Here is a 25,065-nt window from a genome sequence, read left to right as displayed (position 1 = left end):
AATTGTTAAATTTTCAACTAATAACATTAAGATTGATGAATGGAAGAATCTAAACAGCAAACACAATGGCAAGCATTAATTCAATTAATAAAACATGAAGTTTTACCAGCACTTGGTTGCACTGAACCTATTTCTTTGGCATTTGCTTCAGCGGTTGCTTGTCAATATCTTGACAAAAATAACATAAAAAAAATTGAAGCTTATGTTTCGCCAAATTTAATGAAAAACGGAATGGGTGTCACTGTTCCTGGTACCGGTATGGTTGGCTTACCTATTGCCGCTGCGATTGGTGCAATAGGCGGTGATGCAGATGCTGGGCTTGAAGTGTTAAAAAACATCACTTCAACGCAAATTATACAAGCAAAAGAAATGCTCACTAATGGTAAGGTACGTGTTCAAATTGCAGATAATCATAAAGCAATTTATGCAGAGGCTAATGTTTACACTGAAACAGATCATGTCAAAGTCTGTATTGAAAACACGCATACTCATTTGATATTGATTGAAAAAAATGGTGAGCTTCTTTATCAAACCGATTCAGTTAATCAAGCGTTATCTCACGATGATCTTATCATAAAGCAAATGACGGTTAGATTAATCTATGAATTTGCCAGCTATGCTAATTTTGACGATATAAAATTTATTTTAGAGGCAGCAAAATTAAACGATGCTTTATCTGAAGAAGGATTAAAACAGGCTTATGGTCTAAGTATTGCGACCACTTTACGTGAGCATACTAAAAATGGATTAATGGCAGATGATTTATTATCTAAAGTAATTATTCGTACAACTGCAGCATCTGATGCTCGAATGGGCGGTGCAACATTGCCTGCGATGAGCAATTCAGGTTCAGGCAATCAAGGTATTACAGCGACCATGCCAGTAGTTGTGGTGGCTGAACATTTAAATGTCACGCAAGAGCAATTAGCTAGAGCGCTTATTCTATCGCATACCATTGCAATTTATATACATAGTAAATATCCGCCGTTATCTGCGCTTTGTGCCGCTTCAACCGCTGCTATGGGGGCAGCGGCAGGAATGGCATGGTTACTAGGCAAAGGTGAGTATGAACCGGTAGATATGGCAATTTGTAGTATGATTGGTGATTTATCAGGTATTATTTGTGATGGCGCATCGAATAGTTGTGCTATGAAAGTTTCGACATCCGTATCCTCTGCCTATAAAGCGGTATTAATGGCTTTGAGTCGTATTCGGGTGACGGGTAAGGAAGGGATTGTGTGTGATAGTGTTGAAACATCAATTAATAATTTAGGGGCAATTGTCAGTAACAGCATGAAAGCTACCGACACACAAATTATTCATATTATGTCTCACAAAGCATAAATTTTTCAAATATTCTAGTGAGTTAAACACTGTTGCGGTTTTTATATAACCAATTGGTCAATTTTTTTAAAAATATACTGGACAATATTATTTTTTATGCGTAATATTTCGTCCTACTTCAGCGGTGGCTATAGCTCAGTTGGTAGAGCCCTGGATTGTGATTCCAGTTGTCGTGGGTTCGAGTCCCATTAGCCACCCCATTTATGCCATGCATAAGTAAATCTAACGGCGAGTAGCGCAGCTTGGTAGCGCAACTGGTTTGGGACCAGTGGGTCGGAGGTTCGAATCCTCTCTCGCCGACCAATTTAGATATAAAAACCGACTTATTTAAGTGGGTTTTTTTATTATCTGCGTTTTAGTAAAATAAGGACTAATATGCGGTTTTCGTCCAATAATAGATTAATTACTCGATTCTGTTTTAAACGGTTTAATCCATAATTTTTTATTTTTGAAATCTATTTTAATTAAATGACTTTGTAGTACATCAATACCTAAAAGCCCATCTGATTGGAATTCAGGTGGAAGAGAATCGAGAATAATCGCTTCCACTTTATCCGATGAAACGTAGCTCACACCAAGTTCAACAAATTGATAATCACTATTTTCATCCTTAATTTTAATTGATTCAGGTGAAAGGGATTGAGCTTTAATCATAGATAAGCTTGCTCCGGTATCTAATATCATTTGGTAATTTTTATAATCATCTGACATTTCAATAACTAAACCTTCATCCATTAAACGGAAAGGTAATTCAACCCATGTGTTATCTAAACTTAAATTTATATCGTCTGAAATAATAATTTCACTTTTAGGAAAATTTAAGGTTAAAACATATTGATCAAATAAACCTAATCCAATAGCAGGGAAATCATCACTTTCTTCTTTTTCATTGTTACTTGATATGGCTAAACCCCATGGTTTATATTCAATAACATTAACTTTTTTAAATATTAGTGAATTGATGACTAAATTATTCGCAATAAAAGATCTTGTTATATTTATATTACCAGATAAATCAATACTTTTTTTGTTTTTAGAAAGTTCAATTTTATCAACGATATTATCAATAAAATCTAATGGTAAATATAATCCTTCTTTACCACCTGTGTCTAAGGTAACCTCAATATCTTTACCATCAATGTTTAAGTTCAGATGAGGAATATTAAACTTTCCATCAAAATTTATTTTCCAAACAAACTCATCACTTTTGGCTAATGCACTAAATAAACATAGAATTAAGAAAATTATTTTTTTAATCATCCTTTTCCCCTTATTAAAGCAATGATAAAACAGATTATCCTATCGGCATATTTTATAATGTTAAAAAATAGTCATTTCTGCACAAAATTCTTCATCATACTTATGTTTATATAATAAATTCATGAACTTTATAACACAATCATTTCTATTTATTATTTAAAGTATTACCTATCTCATCATAATTATCCGTAGTTTTTCAATTTTAATGATTCAACATATTCGTTAATGCATATTACGAGTTATTATCTTGATTTTATGTCGATAATAAAAAATATTGTGATCATGACAACACTTTTGGTACTTAAAATTGACGGCATGTATTTTTTTAGATAATTTTTAATCAGAAATTGGTTGTTAAAGATATATCTATTGGATAAAAAAGCCCAAATATGGAGCGTGATCTTTGGAATACCGTGATATTGCAGTCAAAACTGAAGTCGAAGAAAAAATTAGAGCAAATCCTAAAATAATCAGTCAAATAAAGACAGAAAGAGGGCTTGCCGAATATTTTGGGGTAAGCCGAACGACAGTTAGAAGAGCATTAAATGATTTAATGATGGAAGGTGATGTTTTTCAGGAAGATCACCATCTCCCTAATCATACTGTCTTTGAAATGAATATGCTAAAAATGTCTTCGTTTACTGAAGAGTGCCAAAAAGAAGATGATGTTCACATCAAAATTAAAGTACTCTCTAATGATATCATTCCAATGCCTACCGAATTAAACACCTTTTTTAAATCAAATCAGCGATTAATCAGAATAGCAAGACAACGTTTATTGAATAAAACTCCGTTATCTTATGAAATAAGTTATCTTCCTTCTAAAAAATTTAAAGATTTAGTTAAACAAGATTTAAATGATGTTTCGCTTTATGAATATTTAAAAACACATTTTCATGTTATACCCAGTCATGGTCGAGAAGAGATCGCATACGAAGTCGCTCTCAACGATAAAGCCAAATATTTAGCAATTACTGAAGGCACACCTATCTATAAAGTATCAAGTTACAGTTATGATCATGACTTTGAACCGTTTGAACACACCGACCAGTACTTAATTGGTAATCGATTTAAATATCACTTATCTGCAAAAAATATCTTTAATTATCAGGAAGAATACAAATGAAGTTATTTGAAAAATTAGCACTCCAATTAATGGAGCAGATAAGTACAGGACAATATAGTGTGGGTGCAGAGTTACCGCCAGAAGGTCAGTTGCAAAAAGATTATGAAGTCAGTCGAACCACAGTCCGTAAAGCGATTGATCGTTTAGTTGAAAAAAATATGGTGGTCAGAAAGAAAGGGGTTGGATTATTTGTCGCTCCTACACTTTCAACTCAAACAATTTTAAAAATGACAGGCATAATTAAACCTCAAGCTTATTCAAATCATAAAAAACAGATCAAAGAAGCCTATCTCAGGCAAGCTGGTTGTTATTACAGTCAATTATTAAAAATAAAATCAACGGAACTTATCTACTTTATTGGTTTTTTGGAAATAGCAACAAATAGCGTAACGAAAACCATTTTTTTGCTACCGTTAACTAATTTTCCAGACTTTCAGCTTTCCATTATCAAGGTACTATCAGCACTTGAAATAATTAATTCGGGAAAGAAAAAAGTCGATAGATTAGAGCAAGATTTGCAATTGATGGTAGCCAATGCTGAACTTTCCAAACAATTACGTATCAATATTAACGCCCCATTTTTTAAAACTACTAATCACTATTTTGATATTAATAACGAACCGATTGCGCTTGAGTACAAGTTTGCTAGTAATACTAAATATGTGGTCGATTTCACCTAGGAGGTATATCAATGATTAAATTATTACGTGTAGATCACCGTTTATTACATGGTCAGGTAGTTGTTTCATGGTTCGAAAATGTTGGTGCAAACACTATTTTAGTGGCTAATGATGTCGTGGCTAATGACGAATTACGTAAATCTGCTATTCGTTTAGCTAAACCAGAAAACGCAAAATTAGTGATGAAGTCAATTGATGACAGTATTGAGGCGATCAATTCAGGCGTAACAGATAAATATCAAATGTTAATTGTCGTTGAATCCGTTGCAGATGCTGAAAAACTCATACGAGCCACGCGAGGAAAAGTCACTAGCCTAAATTTAGGTGGTACTAAACCTCGAGAAGGGACAAAAAATTACTCTAAAACAATCAATTTAACTGATACTGAGGCGGATTTATTAACAGAATTACAACAAGACGGCATTGAGATCTATATTCAACAAGTCCCAAGCGAATCAAAGCAAAAATTTGAAAAATAGTTAAGAGGGACAAAAATATGAGTATCGAATTAACAGCTGTTGTTTTAGCTTTGATTGCGATGTTAGCCAATGGTGAATACTTATTAGGTTCATCAATGTTATCCAGACCACTTGTTACTTGTACTTTAGCTGGTTTAGTCATGGGCGACATCACACAAGGTATTGTTATTGGTGCTACATTAGAACTCGCATTTGTCGGTTCGTTTTCTATTGGCGCTTCTATTCCACCCGAAATTATATCAGGCAGTATATTGGGTACCGCGTTCGCCATTGGGGCAGGTAAAAGTACCGAAATTGCTTTGGCGTTAGGTATTCCTATTGCTTCATTAGTTTTATTGGTTAAAAACTTATGTTTTCTTTTTATTCTTCCTTACTTTGTTCATAAAGCGGATAAATACGCCAGTGAAGGCAATGGTAAAGGTATGGATCGAATGAATTTATTAGGTGGATTCTTTTCAATCAATCTGCCAATCGGTTTAGTCGTAGGACTTTCTTATCTATTTGGCAGTTCTGCGGTGAATGGTCTATTGGAAATGATACCTAAATTTATTATTGATGGACTAGGTATTGCAACTGGTTTACTACCGGCATTTGGATTTGCGATGTTAATGAAAATCATGATTAAAAAGACCAATGTTACCTTCTTTATTTTTGGTTTTTCACTTGCCGTTTATATGAAAGTACCTGTCACCGGTGTGGCAATCTTTGGGGGATGTCTTGCGCTTATTTTAACGGGTTATTCGGCATTTAATGGCAAAAAAATGATAACAGAAGAAAGCGGGCAAAAACTCAGCACCAATACAGGCAATACGGTAGCTGCACAGGAGATCGATTATGAAAATGAAGAGTTCTAAACTAATAACCAATAAGGAGTTATCCAGAACGTTTTGGCGTTCATTTACAGCTGAATGGTCATGGAATTATGAACGACAAATGAACTTAGGTTATTCCTATGCGATGCGACCAGCTTTAGATAAGATTTACAGTCATAATAAAATCGAACTCACTGATGCCTATCAACGACATTTAGAATTTTATAACGTCACACCATGGTTAATCACCTTTCCACTAGGTATTTGTATTGCCATGGAAGAACAAAATGCCACCGATAGTGATTTTGATAAAAGCGCTATCAATGATGTCAAAATTGCACTAATGGGGCCTTTAAGTGGTCTGGGGGATTCGTTCTTTTGGGGAACATTACGCGTTATTGCAACAGGTATTGGTACCTCTTTAGCACTGGAAGGTAATATTCTAGGTCCACTTCTTTTTTTACTTATCTTTAACGTACCTGCCATTTTAGCCCGTTATTTTGGTTTACTTATAGGCTATAACATTGGCGCATCTTTTATTGAAAAGGTTCAAAAGACAGGTTTAATGGATAAGTTATCTTATGGAGCATCAGTGTTAGGGCTATGTGTGGTTGGCGCCATGGTTGCTACTATGGTGACATTAAATATGCCGTTAAAAATTGGGTCTGGCGATGATTCAGCCTCACTACAAGATATCTTTAACGGAATTGTACCGCAAATTTTGCCTTTGATGTTTACGTTATTCATCTTCATGTTAGTCAAAAAAGGGATCAAAGCGCATTGGATACTTCTGCTTATTGCCGCAATCGGGATTTTAGGGGCATGGAGTGGATTATTGGGATAATTAGGAAATAAAAATGAAAAGTATCGCAGACTATGTCGCCTTAGAGCCAGAATTTTATCAAAGCATATTAGATCATTATCAATCGTTATTTGCTGATCAGATTGATTTAAATACTGATAAGTCACTTCAATCGATTGTCATTTTTGCCACAGGATCAAGTGTCAACGCCGCTTATGGTGCCAGACCATTGATGAGTAAAATATTAAAAATCCCTGTTTATATTGAAGATCCTTCAATGGTAGCGAATTACTTACACTATAATGACGCTCATACGCTCTATTTTGCCATATCACAAGGTGGGGAAAGCTATTCTACCATTCATTTGGTTGAACAATTTATTAAAGAAAATCGAACTATTTATACCCTCACTAGCAATTCTAACAGTCCGATATATAACATCAGCAATCATGTTTTATCAATGGGGATGCCTGTTGAAGAAATGCCCTATGTCAGTGCTGGCTATAGTGTCATTATTCTTGATTTAATGTTGATAGCGTTAATTATTGGTCAAAAAACAGGGGATTTGGATAAGCAACAATTTGAAAGTTATCTTAAACAAATACAGGATATTACGACATCATTGCCACAAGTTATCCTACAATCACAATTATGGGTAAATCATCATCTCAGACAATTTAATCACGCTAAACGAGTGATTTTTATTGGCTATGGGGCAACTTATGGTGTCGCCCGTGAAGGAGAAACTAAATTCACCGAAACGGTTCGTAACACGGCGTTCGGAAAAGAGTTGGAAGAGTACATGCATGGCCCTTATCTTGGCTTACATCCTGATGATTTCATCATATTTATTGAACCAAAAGGGTTATTAGAAGCAAGAGCTGTAGCATTAAAAACCTTTTTGAATCGCTATGTAAAACAGGTAATAACCCTGTATGCACAGCACTCGCATTCTATTACTGAGCACGATCTAAACTTTGATATCCATTGTGATGAATTATTAACATCATTATTTATGACTATTCCTATTCATCTACTCAGTTACCAACTATCCCAGTTAAAGGGTCATAATCTAGAAAAATCAACATATCCAGAATTTGATGAAATCACTAAATCCAAAATTAAGAGGGTCACCGTATGAGAAAATTTGACGAACAAAAAGAGCTTAACAGTATGAATGGCGCATTAAAATTACGTCCGTTTATTAATCAGTTTATTGATCAGATTCATGAACGAGGTTATCGTAATATCTGTTGGTTAGGCATTGGTGGCACTTATGCTTCATCAATGCAAGCCGTCGTTCATATGAAAGAAAAATCTGCACTAGAAACTTTTGTGCAACATGCTGCGGAATATTTGGTAACTGGCAATAAGCGAATAACCAAAGATTCTTTAATAATCATCTCCTCAGTGACTGGCTCAACACAAGAAGTCGTTGAGGCTATCGATAAAATTCAAAAAGAAGTCGGCTCAACGGTATTAGCCTTTTTAGATAATGCTGATTCACCATTAGGTAAAATGGTAGATCACGTTATTTCTTATCCGATGAATGAACAGTTAAAATTCTTTATGACCGCAGACAGACTGATGTATTTAGCCGGTGAATTTCCAGACTATGATGAATTTTATCAACAAATGGATCAACATTTTGCCAAAAATATTGTTGCTGTTGCCAAAAAAGCCGATGCCTTTGGGCAAGAAGTTGCGCAAAAACATCACGATGATGCCATGCATTACTTTGTTGGAGCAGGTAATCAATGGGGAGCAACCTATTCACATGCTATGTGTTATTGGGAAGAACAGCATTGGTTACGTTCAAAATCAATCGAATCTGCTGAATTTTTTCATGGAACATTAGAAATTATAGACAGGGATACGGCTGTTACTGTTTACGTTGGTGAAGATAGTCAGCGCTCACTTAGTGAAAGAGTAGCTAGATTTTTACCACAAATTTGCGCTAATTACACCATAATCGATACTAAAGATTATGAATTGCCGGGTATTTCGGAAAAATATCGGGGGCACTTATCTCCATTTGTTTTTCGTGCTATTAATAACCGAATTGATGCTTATGTTGAACACCTCAATCGTCATCCAATGTCAATCCGTCGTTATTATCGTTGCTTAGATTACTAAAAGGAGTCGTGCATGATTGCAGTATTAGTAAGTACTCACGGCACAATGGCTAACAGTTTAATTGAAACAGCTGAAATGATATGCGGTAAGCAAACTCAATGTGAAGCCGTTCCTTTTTTAATGGGACAATCGCTAGATGATTTTCAAGAGCAAATTGAACAAAAGTTAGCAATGTTAACTAAATCGGGATCAGCCATTTTATGCTTAGTTGATTTAAAAGGCGGTACGCCTTTTAATACTCTTGTTAAACTGATCCCAAATTATCCGATGATGGAAATTATCACTGGCGTTAATATTCCAATGCTATTAACCACATTTATGCTTAGAACGGATAAAAATGATCTAATTGATTTATTGCCAGAAGTCATCGAATCATCAGTACAATGTATTGAGCGATATAATTTAATTTCAATTAGTAACAATAATATTCAAGATGAGGAATTTTAATTATATGATTAAAAAATAATAATTGAGGCAAATCTATTTTAGTATGCTAAAAATATATTTGCCTTAACTCATTGCTACCTTTTCAAGTTGGTTATAATTAAAATATCTTTATTCTTCATATAAATGTATTCATCTCAAAACGAGTTTAATATAACACTGTGTTATTATTTTAAAACCTACAAAAATAATTCTTATCTTGCTTGTTTTATGATGATATTTTGCTTTAATAGTAAAAAAGTCTCTTGGTATAACATCTACTTTTGGAAATAAAATATGAAAAATGTTGGTTTTGTTGGATGGCGTGGAATGGTGGGGTCGGTTCTGATGCAACGTATGGTTGAAGAACACGATTTTGATTATATTAATCCTATTTTCTTTTCGACTTCACAAGCAGGGCAAGCTGCACCTAGTTTTGGCGGTAAAACAGGAACATTGCAAAGTGCCGATAATATTGAAGCATTAAAGGCGTTAGATATTATCGTGACTTGTCAAGGTGGAGATTATACTTCCGAAATTTATCCAAAACTACGTGCTTCGGGGTGGCAAGGATATTGGATTGATGCAGCATCTACATTGCGTATGGAAGATGACGCCATTATCGTATTAGATCCTGTCAATAAAGCGAATATTCAAACTGCATTGGACAAAGGTATTAAAACGTTTGTCGGCGGGAATTGCACAGTCAGTTTAATGTTAATGTCACTGGGTGGCTTATTTGCTGAAAATTTGATTGATTGGGTGTCCGTATCAACTTATCAAGCGGCTTCTGGTGGTGGTGCTCGCCATATGCGTGAACTTTTAACGCAAATGGGGATGTTAAATGCCGAAGTTGCCAAAGAACTACAAGATCCTCACTCTTCAATTTTAGAGATTGAACGTAAAGTAACCCAAAAAATGCGTGATGGAAGTTTGCCAACCGATAATTTTGGTGTACCACTTGCTGGGAGTTTAATTCCTTGGATCGATAAAGCATTGGATAATGGACAAAGTAAAGAAGAGTGGAAAGGGCAAGCTGAAACCAACAAAATATTAGGTACCAATCAAATTATTCCTGTAGATGGACTATGTATTCGTATTGGTGCTTTGCGTTGTCATAGTCAGGCATTTACCATCAAGCTGAAAAAAGACATTAGCGTGCCGGAAATTGAAAAAATACTTGCTGCACATAATGATTGGGTAAAAGTGATACCCAATGATCGAGAATTATCCATGAGAGAGTTAACCCCAGCAGCCGTTACTGGTACATTAACCACTCCTGTTGGTCGTTTGCGTAAACTAAATATGGGTAAAGACTATTTATCAGCATTTACCGTTGGGGATCAGTTGTTGTGGGGGGCCGCAGAACCGTTACGGAGGATGTTACGCATCTTAGCATAATGGTTAACCGATGGCATGATAAAACAGCTCGATTTTTTCGGGCTGTTTTTGAACTTAAAAAGTTATTTATGCTACATCATGTTCGAGCAAAATCATCAAAAGTGATCCATTAAATAACGCTTGTTGTACTAAAGCAAATGCACCAATTGCCGAGCGGTCATTGAGTGAAGAGCAGTTGATTGAAAGATTCTTTCTTAAATCTTCTAAACTCAGTGAGTTTAAAGCGCTAGTTACTGTATCTAAAAGTATTTCTGTCGCTTTGGTGAGTTCACCTGCTAATACAATTCGTTGTGGGTTAAAAATATTGACCATAATAGCTACTGCTCGACCTAGATTTTCGCCTGCATCTTTGACTAACTTAATGGCAAGCTCATCCCCTTGATTGGCTAATTGGCAAATGTTGACGATATCACAACAATCTTTTGTTAATTTAGTCGTATAACCTTGATCAATCATCTGTTTTGCTCGTCGTTCAATGGCATCATTAACAACTCGGTTTTCCAAACAACCAAAATTACCACAATGACAGCGTTCACCTAACGCATCGACTTGAATATGTCCCACTTCGCAAGCACTTTGATTATGGTTAGTCAGTAATTGTTGATTGACAATAACACCTGATCCGACACCACGATGAACACGAATCAAAATTGAATCATCGACATCTTGCGTAGAGCCAAAATAATTTTCGGCTAATGCTAGACTTTGGATATCATTACCTAAAAAAATAGAAACATTAAATTGTTTCTGCAATATATCGGCTAAAGGCCATGCGTTAACTTGAATATGAGGTGTATATCGAACAATTCCTCTTACAGAATCAATCAATCCAGGTAGAACCACCGATATAGCAATAAGATGCTTAATCTTTTTACTATTTTTTTGAATAAATTGTTCAATTAATGTAATTAAATATTCTTGTGCTTGTTGCTGTATAAAAACGGTAAGAGGATACACTTCAGAAACTAAGCTGTTTGCTCCAAGATCATAGAGTTCAATGGTGACATGTGAACGACTTAATTGAATAGCAATGGCTTGATAATAGTCAAACTTGGCTTGAATGGAAACCGCTGGTCTTCCACCAGTTGATTGCTGGGCATCAACTTCTTTTATTAGTTTATTCTTAAGTAGCTGTCGGGTAATTTTGGTAATGCTGGCTGGAGCTAAATGACTGATTTCGGCTAACTGGATACGAGAAATGGGAGCTTGCTGAACAATTAAACGATAAATCATAGCATAATTTAATTGTTTAATTAGTTCAGCATTTCCAACTAAATTCAGATAATTAAATGTCATATCTTTTCTCAATACTATCATTAATTATCTGATATTCTAACGGGTGATTTCTCCATTAACAACCGTTTTAGTTATCGTAAAGTCTCGATTAAAAACAACTAAGTTAGCAATTTTACCTTCACTAATACTACCAAGTTGTTTATCCACACCGATTGCTTTTGCTGGGTAAAGTGTCGCCATTCTTAAGGCTTCATCTAAAGCAATACCCACATATTCAACAGCATTTTTAACTGCATCAATCATGGTTAATGCAGAACCGCCAAGCGTGCCTTTATCGTCAACGCATAGCCCATCTTTATAATAAATGGTTTTACCTGCAAAAACAGCAGAAGACAAATTAGAACCGGCTAACAACATTGCATCCGTAATTAAAATTAAGTGATCTTTCTTAATTTTATGGCTATTGCGAATGTTTGCCCAACTTACATGATGTCCATCGGCAATAATACCAACATATACTTCTGGTTCATCATATATTGCACCAACTACGCCTGGTTCACGTCCTGAAATATAAGGCATAGCATTAAATAGGTGAGTGCCTAATCGAATTCCATCATTGAAGCCACGACGACAGTCATCGTAATGACCATTGGAATGACCGACAGAAACATGAATTCCTGCATTAACTAATTGTTTAATAAAATGGCTTTCAACTCTTTCTGGCGCAAGAGTAATGATTTTAATTACATCAGCATTTTCACATAGAAAATCAATCATTTTTTGCGAAGGTGAACGAATAATGTTTTCGTCATGAATCCCTTTCTTTTCAGGACTAATATAAGGACCTTCAAGATGTAAGCCTAATGCTTGATTAGGATGTCGAGCTAAATATTCACGCATGACCGCGACCGCTTTTATCATAAATTCATCTGTTGATGTGATTAAAGTCGGTAAATAGCTCGTACAACCATAAATAAGATTGGTCGCTTGCATCGCTTCTAATGTTTCAACACTTAATGCGTCGAGTGTCTCATTAAATTGCACACCGCCACATCCATTGACTTGAATATCAATAAATCCAGGCGCAACGATCGCTCCTTGTAGATCTTCAATTTTGATATTGTCGGGTAAATTATCTTGTTTACAAATTTTGTCAATTTTATCACCGTCGATAATAACAGCATGATTTTCAAGAATCTCATAACCGGTATAAATACGACAATTTGTTAATGCATACATTGAGTTATCCTTTATAAAATGGTCACGTTAAGATTGTCTGCTTCCATTTGTTTGAAATATTTTAATGTTTTTACTTTAAGGTCATCAGTGCTTGGTTCATCACAAACAATAATAGATGCTGGGTGCATTTGTAATGCTGATACTGTCCATAAATGATTAATTGAACCTTCAACGCCGGCTTGTAATGCTAAACTTTTGTTATGACCACAGACTAATAAAATCACTTCTTGCGCATCCATTAAAGTAGCGACACCAATAGTTAATGCATGCTTTGGAACTTGATTCACATCATTATCAAAGAAACGTGAATTGGCAATACGTGTATCTTCAGTTAGCGTTTTAATACGTGTGCGTGAACAAAGCGACGAACCCGGTTCATTAAAAGCAATATGTCCATCTTGACCAACACCACCAACAAAAATATTGATTTTGCCATAAGATTTGATTTTTTCTTCATATTGGCGACACTCTTGAGCAATATCAGTTGCATTGCCATTTAATATATGGATATTGTTTTTATCGATATCAATATGATTAAAAAAGTTTTCATGCATAAAAGTGTGATAACTTTGTGGATGATCTTCAGGAATACCAACGTATTCATCCATATTAAACGTTACCACATGTTTAAAGCTAACATCACCTGCTTGGTAGTGTTTGATCAGTTGTTGATACATCACTAATGGCGAGCTACCGGTTGGTAAGCCTAACAAAAACGGACGATCCGCTGTCGGTTTAAATTGGTTAATTTTATTCACAATACGTTGTGCAACCCAAGCGCCCACTTCTTGAGCATTTTCTAAAGGAATAAGCCTCATTCGATACCACCTTTTCTGATATAATTAGAACCACTTCTTTTTTTTTGAAGTAAAATATGTTGACTGTATTTTACTATATTAGAGCAATTAATCAAAAAAAAGCGTGATAAAAATCACATATATTGAATAATTAATTTGCGAAGTAAAATAATATAATATGAAATAGAATGGATCGTTTACTGATATCTGAAGATGCATAACAAATCATCATGTTTAGATATAGTTTAAATAAATATAAGAGGTTAAACTTATGGGAATTTTAGCTTATATGCAACGTATTGGGCGCTCATTAATGGTGCCAGTTGCAGTTCTACCTGCTGCAGCAATACTTCTAGGGATAGGATATTGGATCAATAGCGTTGAATGGGGTGCAAATAGTATTGCGGCAACATTTTTAATAAAATCTGGTGGCGCTATCATTGATAACATGCCAATTTTATTTGCTATTGGTGTTGCATATGGTATGTCCAAAGACAAAGACGGTGCAGCTGCACTTTCTGGGTTGGTCGGATTTTTGATTATTACAACATTATTATCGCCAAATTCAATTGCACTTTTTGAAGGTGTTGATACCAGTGTTGATGGTTGGCAAACGCAAATATCTCCTGCATTTGCGAAAATCAATAACCAATTTATTGGTATTTTAGTGGGTATTATCTCAGCTGAACTCTATAACAAATTTAGTACGGTTGAGTTACATAAAGCGTTAGCTTTTTTTAGTGGCAAACGACTTGTTCCGATTATTGTTTCTATCGTGATGCTACTTATCTCTGTCATCTTTTATTTTATCTGGCCAATTATTTTTGAAGCATTAGTAAAATTTGGTGAATCGATTAAGAATTTAGGTGCAGCAGGTGCAGGGGTGTATGGCTTCTTTAACCGTATATTAATTCCAGTTGGTTTACATCATGCTCTTAACTCAGTATTTTGGTTTGATGTTGCTAACATTAACGATATTCCAAATTTCTTGGCTGGTCAAAGTGCGATAGATTCTGGTAAAGCTGTTGTAGGTATTACTGGACGTTATCAAGCAGGATTCTTCCCAATTATGATGTTTGGTTTACCAGGTGCTGCTTTAGCCATGTATCACACAGCGAAAAAAGGCAATAAAGATAAAACCGCATCAATTATGTTAGCAGCTTCTTTTGCAGCATTCTTTACGGGAATTACAGAACCGCTTGAATTTGCGTTCATGTTTGTTGCACCAGTACTTTATGTTATTCATGCAATTTTAACAGGCATTTCACTCTTTATTGCTGCAACGATGCAATGGATATGTGGATTTGGTTTCAGTGCCGGTTTAATCGATATGTTACTGCAATCTGGAAATCCTCTTGCAGTGCAGTGGTATATGCTCATTCTTCAAGGTTTAGTGTTCTTTGTGGTTTACTATGTTGCGTTCCGCTTTATCATTGTTAAATTTAACCTTAAAACCCCAGGTCGTGAAGATGAAGACAGTGCGGCACAATCATCGACAACTGATACCGCTAAACCAGCGCAAACGACAGCTGATACCACAGCGCTTGCTGAACAATATTTAGCTATTGTTGGCGGTAAAGAAAACCTGACTAATATTGATTCTTGTATCACTCGATTACGTTTGAGTGTGAAAGATTCTGATTTAGTTGATGAAGCAGCCGCTAAAGCATTAGGTGCAATGGCTGTGATTAAATTAGGTAAAACAGGTGTGCAAATTGTTGTTGGTCAACAAGCTGAAAAGATTGCAGATCAAATGAAAAAATTAGTTTAAACGATAACTACTTAAACTATAACTATTAATTAATCCGCCTTATTCGTCATACTTAACGACAAAATAAGGCGGTTTTTTATTTTTCTTGATTACTTATTACCCTTCGATATTCTTATTTCTTTCCGTTGTGTTTGATTTGATAATCAGTTATTGCGTTTCTAAATATGGCTTAGTCTAATGTTAATCAGACTAGATTAATCTTAATTGAAAGGATGATGTGGGCGAAACAATTTTTAATAATGAAGCAGATTAAAAATTTAATATTAAATTAGAATGTTAAAATGACATCTTGCTCATCAAGCAATTGATTTAAATCGTAATGGTTAATCACTTTAGTGGTAATATTAAAGGTGAAATCAGAAAGATTATGCGATTTTAATGCTGACTCACTCACATAAACATCTTCAATATCATAAAGTTCAAGCATATTGAATGTGGCGATATAGTCACGCATCAAAATGAGATCGGGTTGCTGTTCAGGTAATAAATGAAAAATGCCTTTATCGGTAAAAATGACCGTAATATGATTTAAAGCAGATAATGCTAAAGCCAAATCAAGTGCTTCTCGACCTTTGGCACTACCATGAGGGGAAGAATGAATAATAATGGCAATTTTCTTCATATCATTAACCGTCATATTTAAAATTGAATAACACGATCTGATAAAGTGATTGATTCAGTTAGCTCACCTAAACCGGTTAATTGAAAATAATCGGCAATATTTTCTTCGGTTATTCCACGTCTTAGCGAAGCTGCAACACAAATTGTTAAGGGTAGATCATATTTTTTTGCTAATTCTTGCCAAGCGCTGACTAAATCAAATTCATCATTGGCAGGGTCGGTATATCGATTACCATTATAAACACCATCAGCGTAAAAAAAGATATTTTTTATGGTGTGAGATGTATTTAACAATAAGGCTTGTGCAAATTGATACGCACAATAAGCAGATTGGGTCCCATAAGCAGGACCCAAAACAACGAGTGTATATTTCAATGAAGTAATCAATTTATTTATCTTATTTGCTTAAATGAAGATTGTTGATTGTTCCCATTGTTATCTCCATCAATGCCCAATAGCGAAATTTCAAAAACTAAAGTTGATTCTGGTAAAATCGCTGCTTTGTCTCCTTGAGCTGGATAATATTGACTACCATATGCTAATTCTGGTGGAATGACTAATTTGATTTTACCACCTACTCCAATTAATTGAATTCCTTCAGCCCAACCTTTAATTACTTCATCAAGTTTAAAGCTAACGGTTTCACCACGATCATATGAACTATCAAATTTACGTCCGTCAACGAGTTTACCTTCATAATGAACAATAACGTTACTATCTTTTGTTGGATGATGAGAAGAACCTTGATTAATTATTTGATAAAGTAAGCCCGACTTAGTTTGTTTTACACCACTTTGTTTAGCAAATTCTGAACGGAATTTCGAACCTGCTTCAATATTTTCTGCTTTTTCTTTTTCAAAACGCGCTTTGGCTTTTTCCATCACACGTTGACGAATAGCACTTAAAATAGCGTCAGTTTCATCATTTGATAATTGTGATTTACTGTTAAATGTTTCAGTGAGTCCGCTGATAATATAGTCAGGATCGATATCAATTTCGCTTTCTTTTAAAGAAGACGCAAATGAAGAACCTAATGCATAAGAATCTTTTTGTGTTTGAGTAGTTAATGTCACTTTATTCGGATTGGCTGATTGTTCTGCCGACGTGATAGTTTGTTCAGCATGGGTAGTTGTTTGCTTATCCGTCGGATTACTTTGGGTATCACATCCAGTTAAAGCTAACACAATTGCGCTACTGATAAGCGTCATTCTTAAAAATAACTTCATTTTAATTCTCCATATTGAAATTTTTTTATTATTATTAATATTATAACTTATTTGATATTAGATAATACAGTATTTACAAACCATTATTAGTAAAAAATTTGCCTTAACAAATCATTAACATTGTCATTAATCCTTTCTTGATGATTAAATCATTCTTGAGTGCAAGTGGCATCCTCAGTTATAATGTAAAAAGTTTATATTAATATATAAGGATAGCTATTTTGACTACCGAACTTAATACCCTTGATATCGAAGAAATTATTAGTTTATTACCACATCGATATCCTTTTTTAATGGTTGATCGTGTGATTAGTTATGAAAAAGGGAAAACGCTAAAAGCAATCAAAAATGTAACGGTCAATGAGCCTTTTTTTCAGGGACATTTTCCTAATAAACCCATTTTCCCCGGTGTTTTAATTTTAGAAGCGATGGCCCAAGCAACGGGTATTTTAGCTTTTAAAAGTATTGAAGAATTATCACCCGGACAATTGTACTATTTTGCATCTATTGATAAAGCTCGTTTTAAACGACCTGTTGTGCCTGGTGATCAGATTGTACTGGATGTGGAATATATTAAAGAGCGTCGTGGAATTGCATTATTCCATGGTGTAGCAACTGTTGATGGAAAGTTAGTTTGCGAAGCCGAGATGATGTGTGCTCGTAAATAGTATTGATTTGTCTAAATATCCCAAAAACAGTATGAAGGAAATGCTATGGCAACGGAAATACATCCAAGTTCAGTGATAGAAAAAGGCGCCAAAATTGGTAACAATGTTAAAATTGGTCCTTTTTGCTTTATTGGTGAAAATGTTGAAATTGGTGAAGGGACTTTTTTAAAATCACATGTAGTCATCAATGGCCACACTAAAATTGGTAAAGATAACCAGATATTTCAATTTGTATCGATTGGTGAAGTTAACCAAGATTTAAAATATCGAGGCGAACCAACTCGCACTGAAATTGGTGATCGTAATATGATTCGCGAAAGCGCGACTATTCATCGCGGTACTGTTCAAGGTGGCGGAATTACTAAAATTGGCAGTGATAATCTATTAATGATCAATGCGCATGTTGCGCATGATTGTCGAATTGGGAATCATTGTATTTTGGCAAATAATGCAACACTTGGTGGACATGTTGAGTTAGATGATCATGTTATCATTGGTGGTATGACTGCGGTACATCAATTTTGTGTCATTGGATCACATGTTATGGTTGGTGGTTGTTCAGGCGTTGCGCAAGATGTCCCACCTTATGTGATAGCACAAGGAAATCATGCCACACCACATGGCGTGAATTACGAAGGTCTAAAACGTCGTGGATTCAGTAAAGAAGCTTTGCAAGCTATCCGCAATAGTTACAAAATTCTTTATCGAAATGGGCTATCGTTAGACGAAGCGAAAGCAGAAATTGAGGCTATTGCAAATCAATATCCTGAAGTCAAATTATTCAATGATTTTTTTGCACGTTCAACACGTGGCATCATTCGTTAATGACTAGTCAACCAATCACAAGCCAGACAGATACGAATAAATCATTAACCATTGCTTTAGTCGCCGGTGAAACATCTGGCGACATTCTGGGCGCTGGATTGATTCGTTCTCTCAAAAAGTATCATCCTAATATTCGATTTGTTGGTATTGCAGGGCCTTTAATGCAAGCTGAAGGGTGTCAAGCTTGGTATGAAATGGATGAGCTTTCTGTTATGGGGATTGTAGAAGTGTTGGGAAAATTACGTCGTATTTTAGCAATACGTCGTGATATTACTAAGCGTTTAATTGAATTAAAACCCGACATTTTTATAGGAATTGATGCACCTGATTTTAATCTTTCCTTAGAAGGTAAGTTAAAGCGAGCAGGGATTAAAACAATTCATTATGTGAGTCCTTCGGTATGGGCTTGGAAGCAAAAACGTGTTTTCAAAATTAAACGTAATACTAATCTCATATTAGCTTTTTTACCTTTTGAAAAAGCGTTTTATGATAAGTTTAATGTCCCTTGTCGTTTTATTGGTCACAAAATGGCAGATGATGTGCCATTGATGCCTGACCAAGTCGCAATGCGTCAACAATTAGGCATTCCGCTCAATGGTCGGTGTTTAGCAATATTGCCGGGAAGTCGTCATGCGGAAGTCACCTTATTGTCTGCCCCTTTTTTACAAGCAGCTCAGCTTTTACGTGATCGTTACCCTGATTTGCATATAGTCGTACCTTTAGTCAATGAAAAAAGACGACAAGAATTTGAGCAGATTAAAACGCAAATAGCACCAGAACTGAAAGTTCAACTATTAGATGGTCATGCCCGTGAAGCAATGATTGCCAGTGATGCTGCGATTTTGGCATCCGGAACAGTAGCACTAGAATGCATGCTAGCCAAATGTCCAATGGTGGTGGGTTATAAAATGAAGCCATTCACTTTCTGGTTAGCCAAAAAATTAGTTAAAACCCCTTATGTTTCATTACCCAATATTTTAGCTGGTAAAGAAATTGTACCCGAGTTATTACAGCAAGACTGTACCCCTGAAAATATCGCTAATCATATTATTCCTTTTTTAGAAGGGGATAATAGTGAACTTAAAAAAACATTTTTATCATTACATCAGCAAATTCGTTGTCACGCTGATGAACAAGCAGCTCAAGCTGTACTTGATGTATTAGAGGATTCACCTTGTTGTTAGAATTTAGTTATCCTGATGCCACCTTAATTGCTGGAGTTGATGAAGTTGGGCGGGGGCCGCTTTGTGGTGATGTTGTGACGGCAGCTGTTATTTTAGATCCTAATAAACCAATCAAAGGATTAACGGATTCTAAAAAACTTTCCGAAAAAAAACGAGATCAATTATTTGACGTTATTAAAGAAAATGCACTAGCTTGGTGTATTGCAAGAGCTTCTGTTGAGGAAATTGACAAATTAAATATTTTGCATGCTACCATGTTAGCTATGCAACGAGCGGTGACTGGACTTGCGATCCAACCTGATTTTGTTTTAGTCGACGGTAATCGTTGCCCTGAATTTGGTATTCAAACACAAGCCGTTGTCAAAGGCGATTTGCGGGTGGCAGAGATTAGTGCTGCGTCGATTTTAGCAAAAGTGACGCGTGATCGTGAAATGGTAGAATTAGACAAATTGTATCCCCAATATGGACTGGCAAAACATAAAGGATATCCCACCAAAGATCATTTAATGGCAATTGAGCTGTATGGTATCAACCATTTATATCGTAAAAGTTTTGCTCCAGTTAAAAAGTTATTATTTATTTAATGCGACCAATTTTTGTCTACTGTTATTAATAACGGTGAATTAAACATAGCGACAGGCGAAATAACGGTTTCTTGAAAGGGGATTTTATCGCCATAACGCGCTTTTAATTTTTGCTTTACGAGTGCTGATGAAAGATTGAAATCTTTGATGTTCTGTAATTGACCAATTTCTAATTTAAGTGCTCTATTATAAATTTTCCTAACTAATTCAGAACAATAGATATAATTGTCATTCCAACCAAACCAGATATCATAAGGTTTATTTTCAAAAGTTTTTGCAACTAGCTTTAATTTATTGGTTTCCTTAACAGATAAATTATGATCTTTGAGACGTTTGATTACATAATATCTATTTTTTCCTCTTTCAATAAAGCTTGTTAAAGGTGTATAAGCGACTTTACTCCCAGCTTCAAATACATAAGGTTTACCATTTTTTATGAAAATGATTCCCATATGGCTATAGGGCGAATTTGTTGCTTGTTCAACGGCTTTACTTTGACTGGATTGAGACGATTGAAAAATAATATCGCCATCTTTTGGCTGATAATTTGCTTCACAGATAAAACAGGAAAATAACAATATAAAAATTAAAATAAATCGCATAATTTCCTATTATTCCTATGATTACATTTTGAGTTGAAAAGTATTGTCTAAATACCTTATATAAAAAAACAGCTACTGAAGATTATTTATTATCAAGTAGCTGTTGTTTATTTTTCGGTTAATAATTAATCTTGCTGACTAAAAATAGACGCAAATTTACTTTTATACTTCGCTTTGCAATCACGAGCAAAACGGATGGTTTTAAAGATACCCAATAAACTAGCTTGATGCATACGATATAGCAAACGATGGATCATTAACGCAAACCAACCTTTCACACTCATTTCTTTATTGCCAATCATCTTAACCACGCCTTGGGCGGTATCATGTAAAGAAATAATGGTTCCTTTATCGGTATAGACAAATGACTTCATGGCTTGATTGTTAATCAGACTAACGATATTTCGAGCGCAAATTTTTGCCATTTGATTAGCTGCTTGTGCTGTGGGTGGAGAAGCTCGTCCGCTATCTTGCATCGCATAAGCACTATCACCAATAACAAAGATATTATCGTCTCGTGTAGTTTGTAATGTCGGTTTAACGACTAATTGATTTGAACGACTTGATTCTAAACCAGCTATGTCTTTCAGATAATCAGGTGCTTTAACGCCAGCAGTCCAAATCATAATATCGGCTTTAATGGTTTCCCCTTCTTTAGGATAGAATCCATCACTTTCGGCCTTAGTAATCATGGTATTCGTTAAGACATGAATACCGCGTTTTTCAAGGGTTTTAGTAATGCTTAATGCCGTTTTTTCGGGTAATGCTGGTAAGATACGATTGGTTGCTTCAATAACGGATACATCTAAGAAATCAGCACACATTTTGTTTTTTCGACATACGCCAAACGTTTCAACCATATGAGGTAGTTCAGAGGCTAACTCGACACCTGTTGCGCCACCACCAACAATAGCAATGCGAAGTTTTTCCCCTTTAGTGTCAGCGTCTTTATCGAGCGTTGAACAGAAATTTGTGAATTTTGATAGCAGTATTTCACGTAGGCGAATAGCGGCATTTTGATCATCTAAAAATATACAATGTTCTTTAACACCAGGCGTACCAAAATCATTCGAAGTACTGCCTACTGCTATAACCAAAATATCATACGATAGGGAAATATGATTATCATTTGTATCATTGATCAGAACTTGCTTATTCTCACGATCAATATTGGTAAAAGTACCTTGAGTAAACTCAAAATGATGTTGCTTTGCTTGTTCAGAAAAGAAGATGTTATCAACTTGTTCATACATAGCACCTGTTGCAACTTCATGCAGTAGTGGTTTCCAAATGTGGTAACTATTTTTATCGATCAGCGTTATTTCAGCTTGTTTATTTTTACCTAGCTTATCACCAAGATTAGTTGCCAACTCTAATCCACCTGCACCACCACCAACAATAATTATTTTTTTCATATTTAATACCTTACAATCCTAATTTAAAATATCATACTAAATAAGTAGGTTTTTATCTATATTCTTTTGACTAATATCAATTATAAATAAAATCTATTAATATATTGATTTACAATGATTGAAAATAATTTATTTTATTAAAAATAAAATGTTTAATATTTATTAAATAGAAGACAATTAATGCCTTTATTTGGAATAAAGTGAAGGTGAACTTGTACGAATAAAGCACTTTTCGTATAATGAGTAAATAAGTTTTTACGTATGTTATCCTATTAATATTTATCTAAACATCTTGATATCTTATCCATTTAACATCACACTTTAAAAAAAATTATATGAATAAAAAAATATTTATTAGTATTGCGTTAATCGTTATTTTAATTTCAATGACGATTCTAATACGCTCACACAATAGCCAGTTAATTCTTCAAGGTGAGGTTGATGCGCCGAATGTCAGTGTGGCTTCAAAAGCCAAAGGGCGTGTTCAGCTTATTCACGTTAATCGGGGTGATGATGTAAAGCCTAATGATATTCTAATTACGCTTGATAGTCCTGAATTATTAGCGCAAGTGAAAGCGGCTGAAGCCGCACGAGATCAAGCTAAAGCTCAGGTAGCACTTTCCGAACATGGTACGCGTGAAGAAAGCATACGTTATTACGAAGCATTACTTGAACAAGCAAAAGTCGCTTATGATAATGCATCAAAAGAATATGACCGTAATAAAGCAATATCTGCCAAAGGGTTTGTATCACAGTCAATATTGGATAATGCATTAAAAACACGTGATGCTGCTTTTCAACAGGTACAATCTGCACAGGCTAATTTAGATCAAGCTAAAAATGGTGATCGTATAGAACAGCGTGAAATTTATGCAGCCAAATTAAAAGAAGCAGAAGAGCAACTCAAGCAATTACAAATTCAATATGATGATCTTCAAGTTAAAGCCCCTGTTGGTGGTGAAATTGGTTCAATACCGGCTGAGGTAGGGGAATTATTTAATGCGAATAGTCCGCTATTAACAGTGATTCGATTACCGGATGCCTACTTTGTGTTTAATCTTCGAGAAAATATTATGCCGAACGTTCACAAAGGGGATCGTATTAAGTTAGAAGTGCCGGCACTAGGAAATAAAGAAATCGAAGCAGAAGTTCGTTACATTGCCCCAATGGGAGACTATGCAACCAAGCGTGCAACTCGTGCAACGGGCGATTTTGATTTGAAAACGTTTGAAGTCAGATTATATCCAATTCATCATGTAGAAGGTTTACGTGCGGGTATGAGTACTTTATGGAAATTGGACAATTAATGTTGGACTTTTGGACACGTTTTAAAGATGCATTTAATGACGAAGTGCCGCAAATATTCAAGCGGTTCACTTTTCATTGGTTAATGTGGATCTTACCACTGATTATTTTTGTCTTAATCAGTAGTATCTTTTATCGCGGTGTTTTGTTCGATTTACCCGTTGGCTATATCGATCAGGATAAAAGTGTTTTATCACGTGAAATTGTGCGTAATCTTAATGCGGGTGCGCATGCCAACCTGATTAATTACGATAGCCAACTTTCCGAGGCTGAACGGGATTTACAAGAAGCAAAAATTTATGCCATATTGTATATTCCACCCAATTTTGAAGCGGATGTTTTATCTGGTCGTCAACCTACCCCAATGCTTTATTATAATGCGTTATATTACAGTGCAGGGTTATACTCCATTATGGATTATTCGGGGTTAATTGCGGCGTTAAATACTGAATATCGAACAACGTTAGCGACCAGTGTCGGGTTACCAGTTCCCCCACTTGCCAAAGTGAATTTCAATTATGATGGGCTATTTAATGCTAGCGGTAACTCAATGTACTTCCAACAGTTTTCGGCGGTTGTACATTTATTACAATTATTTGTTGTTACTACAACAATCTATATCCTGTCGCAATTACCTAAGCGAACCCGCCCTAATTATCCCTTTGTGCTTGGAAAATTAGCGCCGTATACCATTTGGTATACCATGTTACTCATTTTCGAAATTGCGATGTTAGTTCTGTTTTCGCATGCCAGGGTATCAGGATCCCCATTTGCGATGATGACGGTGGTGTTTTTTTATGTCATAGCGGCACAAAGTATTGGTATTTTACTGTATACCTTTACGAAAACGGCTATTGATGCATATACCTATATCGGTGTGCTAGTCGGATTGGCATTAACTTACTCTGGTATTGTTGTACCCGAACTTTCAATGCCGTGGATAGCCAGATTTATCTCATCCCTTGAGCCACTAACTTATGCGCTAAATAAGTTATTTGACCTTTTTTTACGGCATTCAAGTTATCTTTCAGTATTAAAAACCTGCGGTATTTTAATGATCTATCCAATAATTATTACCGTGTTAGTCAGAAAACGTTTAGTGAAACGTTTGCATTCACAGTAAGAGGAT

At 35.3% G+C, this 25,065-nt stretch carries 26 protein-coding genes and 2 tRNA genes; 19 read left to right on the top strand and 9 right to left on the bottom strand.

Translation table 11 applies throughout. The annotated features are described in order from the left end of the window. The first annotated feature begins 39 nt into the window (after nt 1–39). From ACGH46_RS07970 to ACGH46_RS07960, 3 genes are all read left to right on the top strand, one after another. A complete protein-coding gene (locus tag ACGH46_RS07970) occupies nt 40–1,344 on the top strand; it encodes a serine dehydratase subunit alpha family protein (protein ID WP_411605183.1) in 1,305 nt (434 codons plus the stop codon). Between the two features lie 124 nt (nt 1,345–1,468). Next, a tRNA-His gene (locus tag ACGH46_RS07965) sits at nt 1,469–1,544 on the top strand. 26 nt (nt 1,545–1,570) lie between these two features. Then, nucleotides 1,571–1,647, top strand: a tRNA-Pro gene (locus ACGH46_RS07960). Between the two features lie 96 nt (nt 1,648–1,743). Here ACGH46_RS07960 and ACGH46_RS07955 read toward each other — a convergent pair. Continuing rightward, nucleotides 1,744–2,604, bottom strand: coding sequence for a hypothetical protein (locus ACGH46_RS07955; protein ID WP_411605182.1), 861 nt, complete (start codon nt 2,602–2,604; stop codon nt 1,744–1,746). Between the two features lie 403 nt (nt 2,605–3,007). Here ACGH46_RS07955 and ACGH46_RS07950 point away from each other — a divergent pair, with 403 nt between their 5' ends. From ACGH46_RS07950 to asd, 9 genes are all read left to right on the top strand, one after another. After that, nucleotides 3,008–3,730, top strand: coding sequence for a GntR family transcriptional regulator (locus ACGH46_RS07950; RefSeq protein WP_411605180.1), 723 nt, complete (start codon nt 3,008–3,010; stop codon nt 3,728–3,730). Beyond that, on the top strand, nt 3,727–4,410 hold the full coding sequence (locus ACGH46_RS07945; RefSeq protein WP_411605178.1) for a GntR family transcriptional regulator: 684 nt from the start codon (nt 3,727–3,729) through the stop codon (nt 4,408–4,410). The genes ACGH46_RS07950 and ACGH46_RS07945 overlap by 4 nt, the downstream gene beginning before the upstream one ends. A gap of 11 nt (nt 4,411–4,421) precedes the next feature. Further along, the gene (locus ACGH46_RS07940; protein ID WP_411605177.1) at nt 4,422–4,889 is read left to right on the top strand and encodes a PTS sugar transporter subunit IIB; all 468 of its coding nucleotides are present in this window, start codon (nt 4,422–4,424) and stop codon (nt 4,887–4,889) included. A gap of 17 nt (nt 4,890–4,906) precedes the next feature. Then, on the top strand, nt 4,907–5,743 hold the full coding sequence (locus ACGH46_RS07935) for a PTS mannose/fructose/sorbose/N-acetylgalactosamine transporter subunit IIC (protein ID WP_411605176.1): 837 nt from the start codon (nt 4,907–4,909) through the stop codon (nt 5,741–5,743). Beyond that, nucleotides 5,724–6,545: a PTS system mannose/fructose/sorbose family transporter subunit IID gene (locus ACGH46_RS07930; RefSeq protein ID WP_411599405.1), complete on the top strand. Its 822-nt coding sequence runs from the start codon at nt 5,724–5,726 to the stop codon at nt 6,543–6,545. The genes ACGH46_RS07935 and ACGH46_RS07930 overlap by 20 nt, the downstream gene beginning before the upstream one ends. Before the next feature lie 13 nt (nt 6,546–6,558). After that, entirely contained in the window at nt 6,559–7,644 is a 1,086-nt protein-coding gene (locus tag ACGH46_RS07925; protein WP_411605174.1) for an SIS domain-containing protein, read from the top strand. Next, nucleotides 7,641–8,639 carry an SIS domain-containing protein gene (locus ACGH46_RS07920; RefSeq protein ID WP_411599408.1) on the top strand — a complete coding sequence of 333 codons (999 nt, stop codon included), beginning with the start codon at nt 7,641–7,643 and terminating at the stop codon, nt 8,637–8,639. Before ACGH46_RS07925 ends, ACGH46_RS07920 begins: the two co-directional genes overlap by 4 nt. Before the next feature lie 12 nt (nt 8,640–8,651). Continuing rightward, entirely contained in the window at nt 8,652–9,086 is a 435-nt protein-coding gene (locus ACGH46_RS07915) for a PTS sugar transporter subunit IIA (RefSeq protein WP_411605172.1), read from the top strand. Nucleotides 9,087–9,359: 273 nt separating this feature from the next. Further along, a complete protein-coding gene (gene asd / locus ACGH46_RS07910; RefSeq protein WP_267350001.1) occupies nt 9,360–10,463 on the top strand; it encodes an aspartate-semialdehyde dehydrogenase in 1,104 nt (367 codons plus the stop codon). A gap of 66 nt (nt 10,464–10,529) precedes the next feature. On the opposite strand, the gene ACGH46_RS07905 is transcribed toward asd, so the two are convergent. The 3 genes from ACGH46_RS07905 to nagB are packed head-to-tail and all read right to left on the bottom strand — an operon-like array spanning nt 10,530 to nt 13,756. Then, nucleotides 10,530–11,759, bottom strand: coding sequence for an ROK family protein (locus tag ACGH46_RS07905; RefSeq protein ID WP_267349999.1), 1,230 nt, complete (start codon nt 11,757–11,759; stop codon nt 10,530–10,532). Between the two features lie 36 nt (nt 11,760–11,795). After that, entirely contained in the window at nt 11,796–12,938 is a 1,143-nt protein-coding gene (gene nagA / locus ACGH46_RS07900) for an N-acetylglucosamine-6-phosphate deacetylase (protein WP_267349997.1), read from the bottom strand. Between the two features lie 11 nt (nt 12,939–12,949). Beyond that, nucleotides 12,950–13,756 (bottom strand): glucosamine-6-phosphate deaminase, encoded by an 807-nt coding sequence (nagB, locus tag ACGH46_RS07895; protein WP_267349995.1) that lies wholly within the window; start codon nt 13,754–13,756, stop codon nt 12,950–12,952. 250 nt (nt 13,757–14,006) lie between these two features. Between nagB and nagE the strand changes: the two genes are divergently transcribed. Continuing rightward, nucleotides 14,007–15,506 (top strand): N-acetylglucosamine-specific PTS transporter subunit IIBC, encoded by a 1,500-nt coding sequence (gene nagE / locus ACGH46_RS07890; protein ID WP_267349993.1) that lies wholly within the window; start codon nt 14,007–14,009, stop codon nt 15,504–15,506. A gap of 268 nt (nt 15,507–15,774) precedes the next feature. Here the strand turns inward: nagE and tusC are convergent, their stop codons facing one another. From tusC to fkpA, 3 genes are read right to left on the bottom strand one after another with little or no spacing between them, the layout of a single operon-like run. Continuing rightward, nucleotides 15,775–16,128: a sulfurtransferase complex subunit TusC gene (gene tusC, locus ACGH46_RS07885; protein WP_267349992.1), complete on the bottom strand. Its 354-nt coding sequence runs from the start codon at nt 16,126–16,128 to the stop codon at nt 15,775–15,777. Nucleotides 16,129–16,145: 17 nt separating this feature from the next. Beyond that, the gene (gene tusD, locus ACGH46_RS07880; protein ID WP_411597052.1) at nt 16,146–16,511 is read right to left on the bottom strand and encodes a sulfurtransferase complex subunit TusD; all 366 of its coding nucleotides are present in this window, start codon (nt 16,509–16,511) and stop codon (nt 16,146–16,148) included. Between the two features lie 8 nt (nt 16,512–16,519). Continuing rightward, a complete protein-coding gene (fkpA, locus tag ACGH46_RS07875) occupies nt 16,520–17,353 on the bottom strand; it encodes an FKBP-type peptidyl-prolyl cis-trans isomerase (protein ID WP_267349990.1) in 834 nt (277 codons plus the stop codon). 221 nt (nt 17,354–17,574) lie between these two features. Between fkpA and fabZ the strand changes: the two genes are divergently transcribed. The 4 genes from fabZ to rnhB are packed head-to-tail and all read left to right on the top strand — an operon-like array spanning nt 17,575 to nt 20,614. Then, the gene (fabZ, locus tag ACGH46_RS07870) at nt 17,575–18,021 is read left to right on the top strand and encodes a 3-hydroxyacyl-ACP dehydratase FabZ (RefSeq protein ID WP_065558097.1); all 447 of its coding nucleotides are present in this window, start codon (nt 17,575–17,577) and stop codon (nt 18,019–18,021) included. 45 nt (nt 18,022–18,066) lie between these two features. Continuing rightward, nucleotides 18,067–18,846, top strand: coding sequence for an acyl-ACP--UDP-N-acetylglucosamine O-acyltransferase (gene lpxA / locus ACGH46_RS07865; protein ID WP_411605169.1), 780 nt, complete (start codon nt 18,067–18,069; stop codon nt 18,844–18,846). Then, nucleotides 18,846–20,030 (top strand): lipid-A-disaccharide synthase, encoded by a 1,185-nt coding sequence (gene lpxB, locus ACGH46_RS07860; protein WP_411599417.1) that lies wholly within the window; start codon nt 18,846–18,848, stop codon nt 20,028–20,030. The genes lpxA and lpxB overlap by 1 nt, the downstream gene beginning before the upstream one ends. After that, on the top strand, nt 20,021–20,614 hold the full coding sequence (gene rnhB, locus ACGH46_RS07855; protein WP_411605167.1) for a ribonuclease HII: 594 nt from the start codon (nt 20,021–20,023) through the stop codon (nt 20,612–20,614). The genes lpxB and rnhB overlap by 10 nt, the downstream gene beginning before the upstream one ends. Here the strand turns inward: rnhB and ACGH46_RS07850 are convergent. Continuing rightward, nucleotides 20,611–21,216, bottom strand: a complete 606-nt coding sequence (locus ACGH46_RS07850) for a YiiX family permuted papain-like enzyme (RefSeq protein ID WP_411605166.1) — start codon at nt 21,214–21,216, stop codon at nt 20,611–20,613. The two genes, rnhB and ACGH46_RS07850, sit on opposite strands and share 4 nt — an antisense overlap. 125 nt (nt 21,217–21,341) lie before the next feature. Further along, a complete protein-coding gene (locus tag ACGH46_RS07845; RefSeq protein WP_411590447.1) occupies nt 21,342–22,631 on the bottom strand; it encodes an NAD(P)/FAD-dependent oxidoreductase in 1,290 nt (429 codons plus the stop codon). A 335-nt stretch (nt 22,632–22,966) separates the two neighbouring features. Between ACGH46_RS07845 and ACGH46_RS07840 the strand changes: the two genes are divergently transcribed. Next, a complete protein-coding gene (locus ACGH46_RS07840) occupies nt 22,967–23,938 on the top strand; it encodes an HlyD family secretion protein (protein ID WP_065558101.1) in 972 nt (323 codons plus the stop codon). Further along, nucleotides 23,920–25,059 (top strand): ABC transporter permease, encoded by a 1,140-nt coding sequence (locus ACGH46_RS07835; RefSeq protein ID WP_065558102.1) that lies wholly within the window; start codon nt 23,920–23,922, stop codon nt 25,057–25,059. The genes ACGH46_RS07840 and ACGH46_RS07835 overlap by 19 nt, the downstream gene beginning before the upstream one ends. Nucleotides 25,060–25,065 lie beyond the last annotated feature (6 nt).

Origin of the sequence: Gilliamella sp. CG22 (assembly GCF_046635725.1) — a bacterium.
In the GTDB taxonomy this organism is placed as follows: Bacteria; Pseudomonadota; Gammaproteobacteria; order Enterobacterales; family Orbaceae; genus Gilliamella; species Gilliamella apicola_I.
The sequence above is the reverse complement of the archived record's forward strand: the minus strand, read 5'-3'. Positions and strand labels throughout refer to the sequence as shown.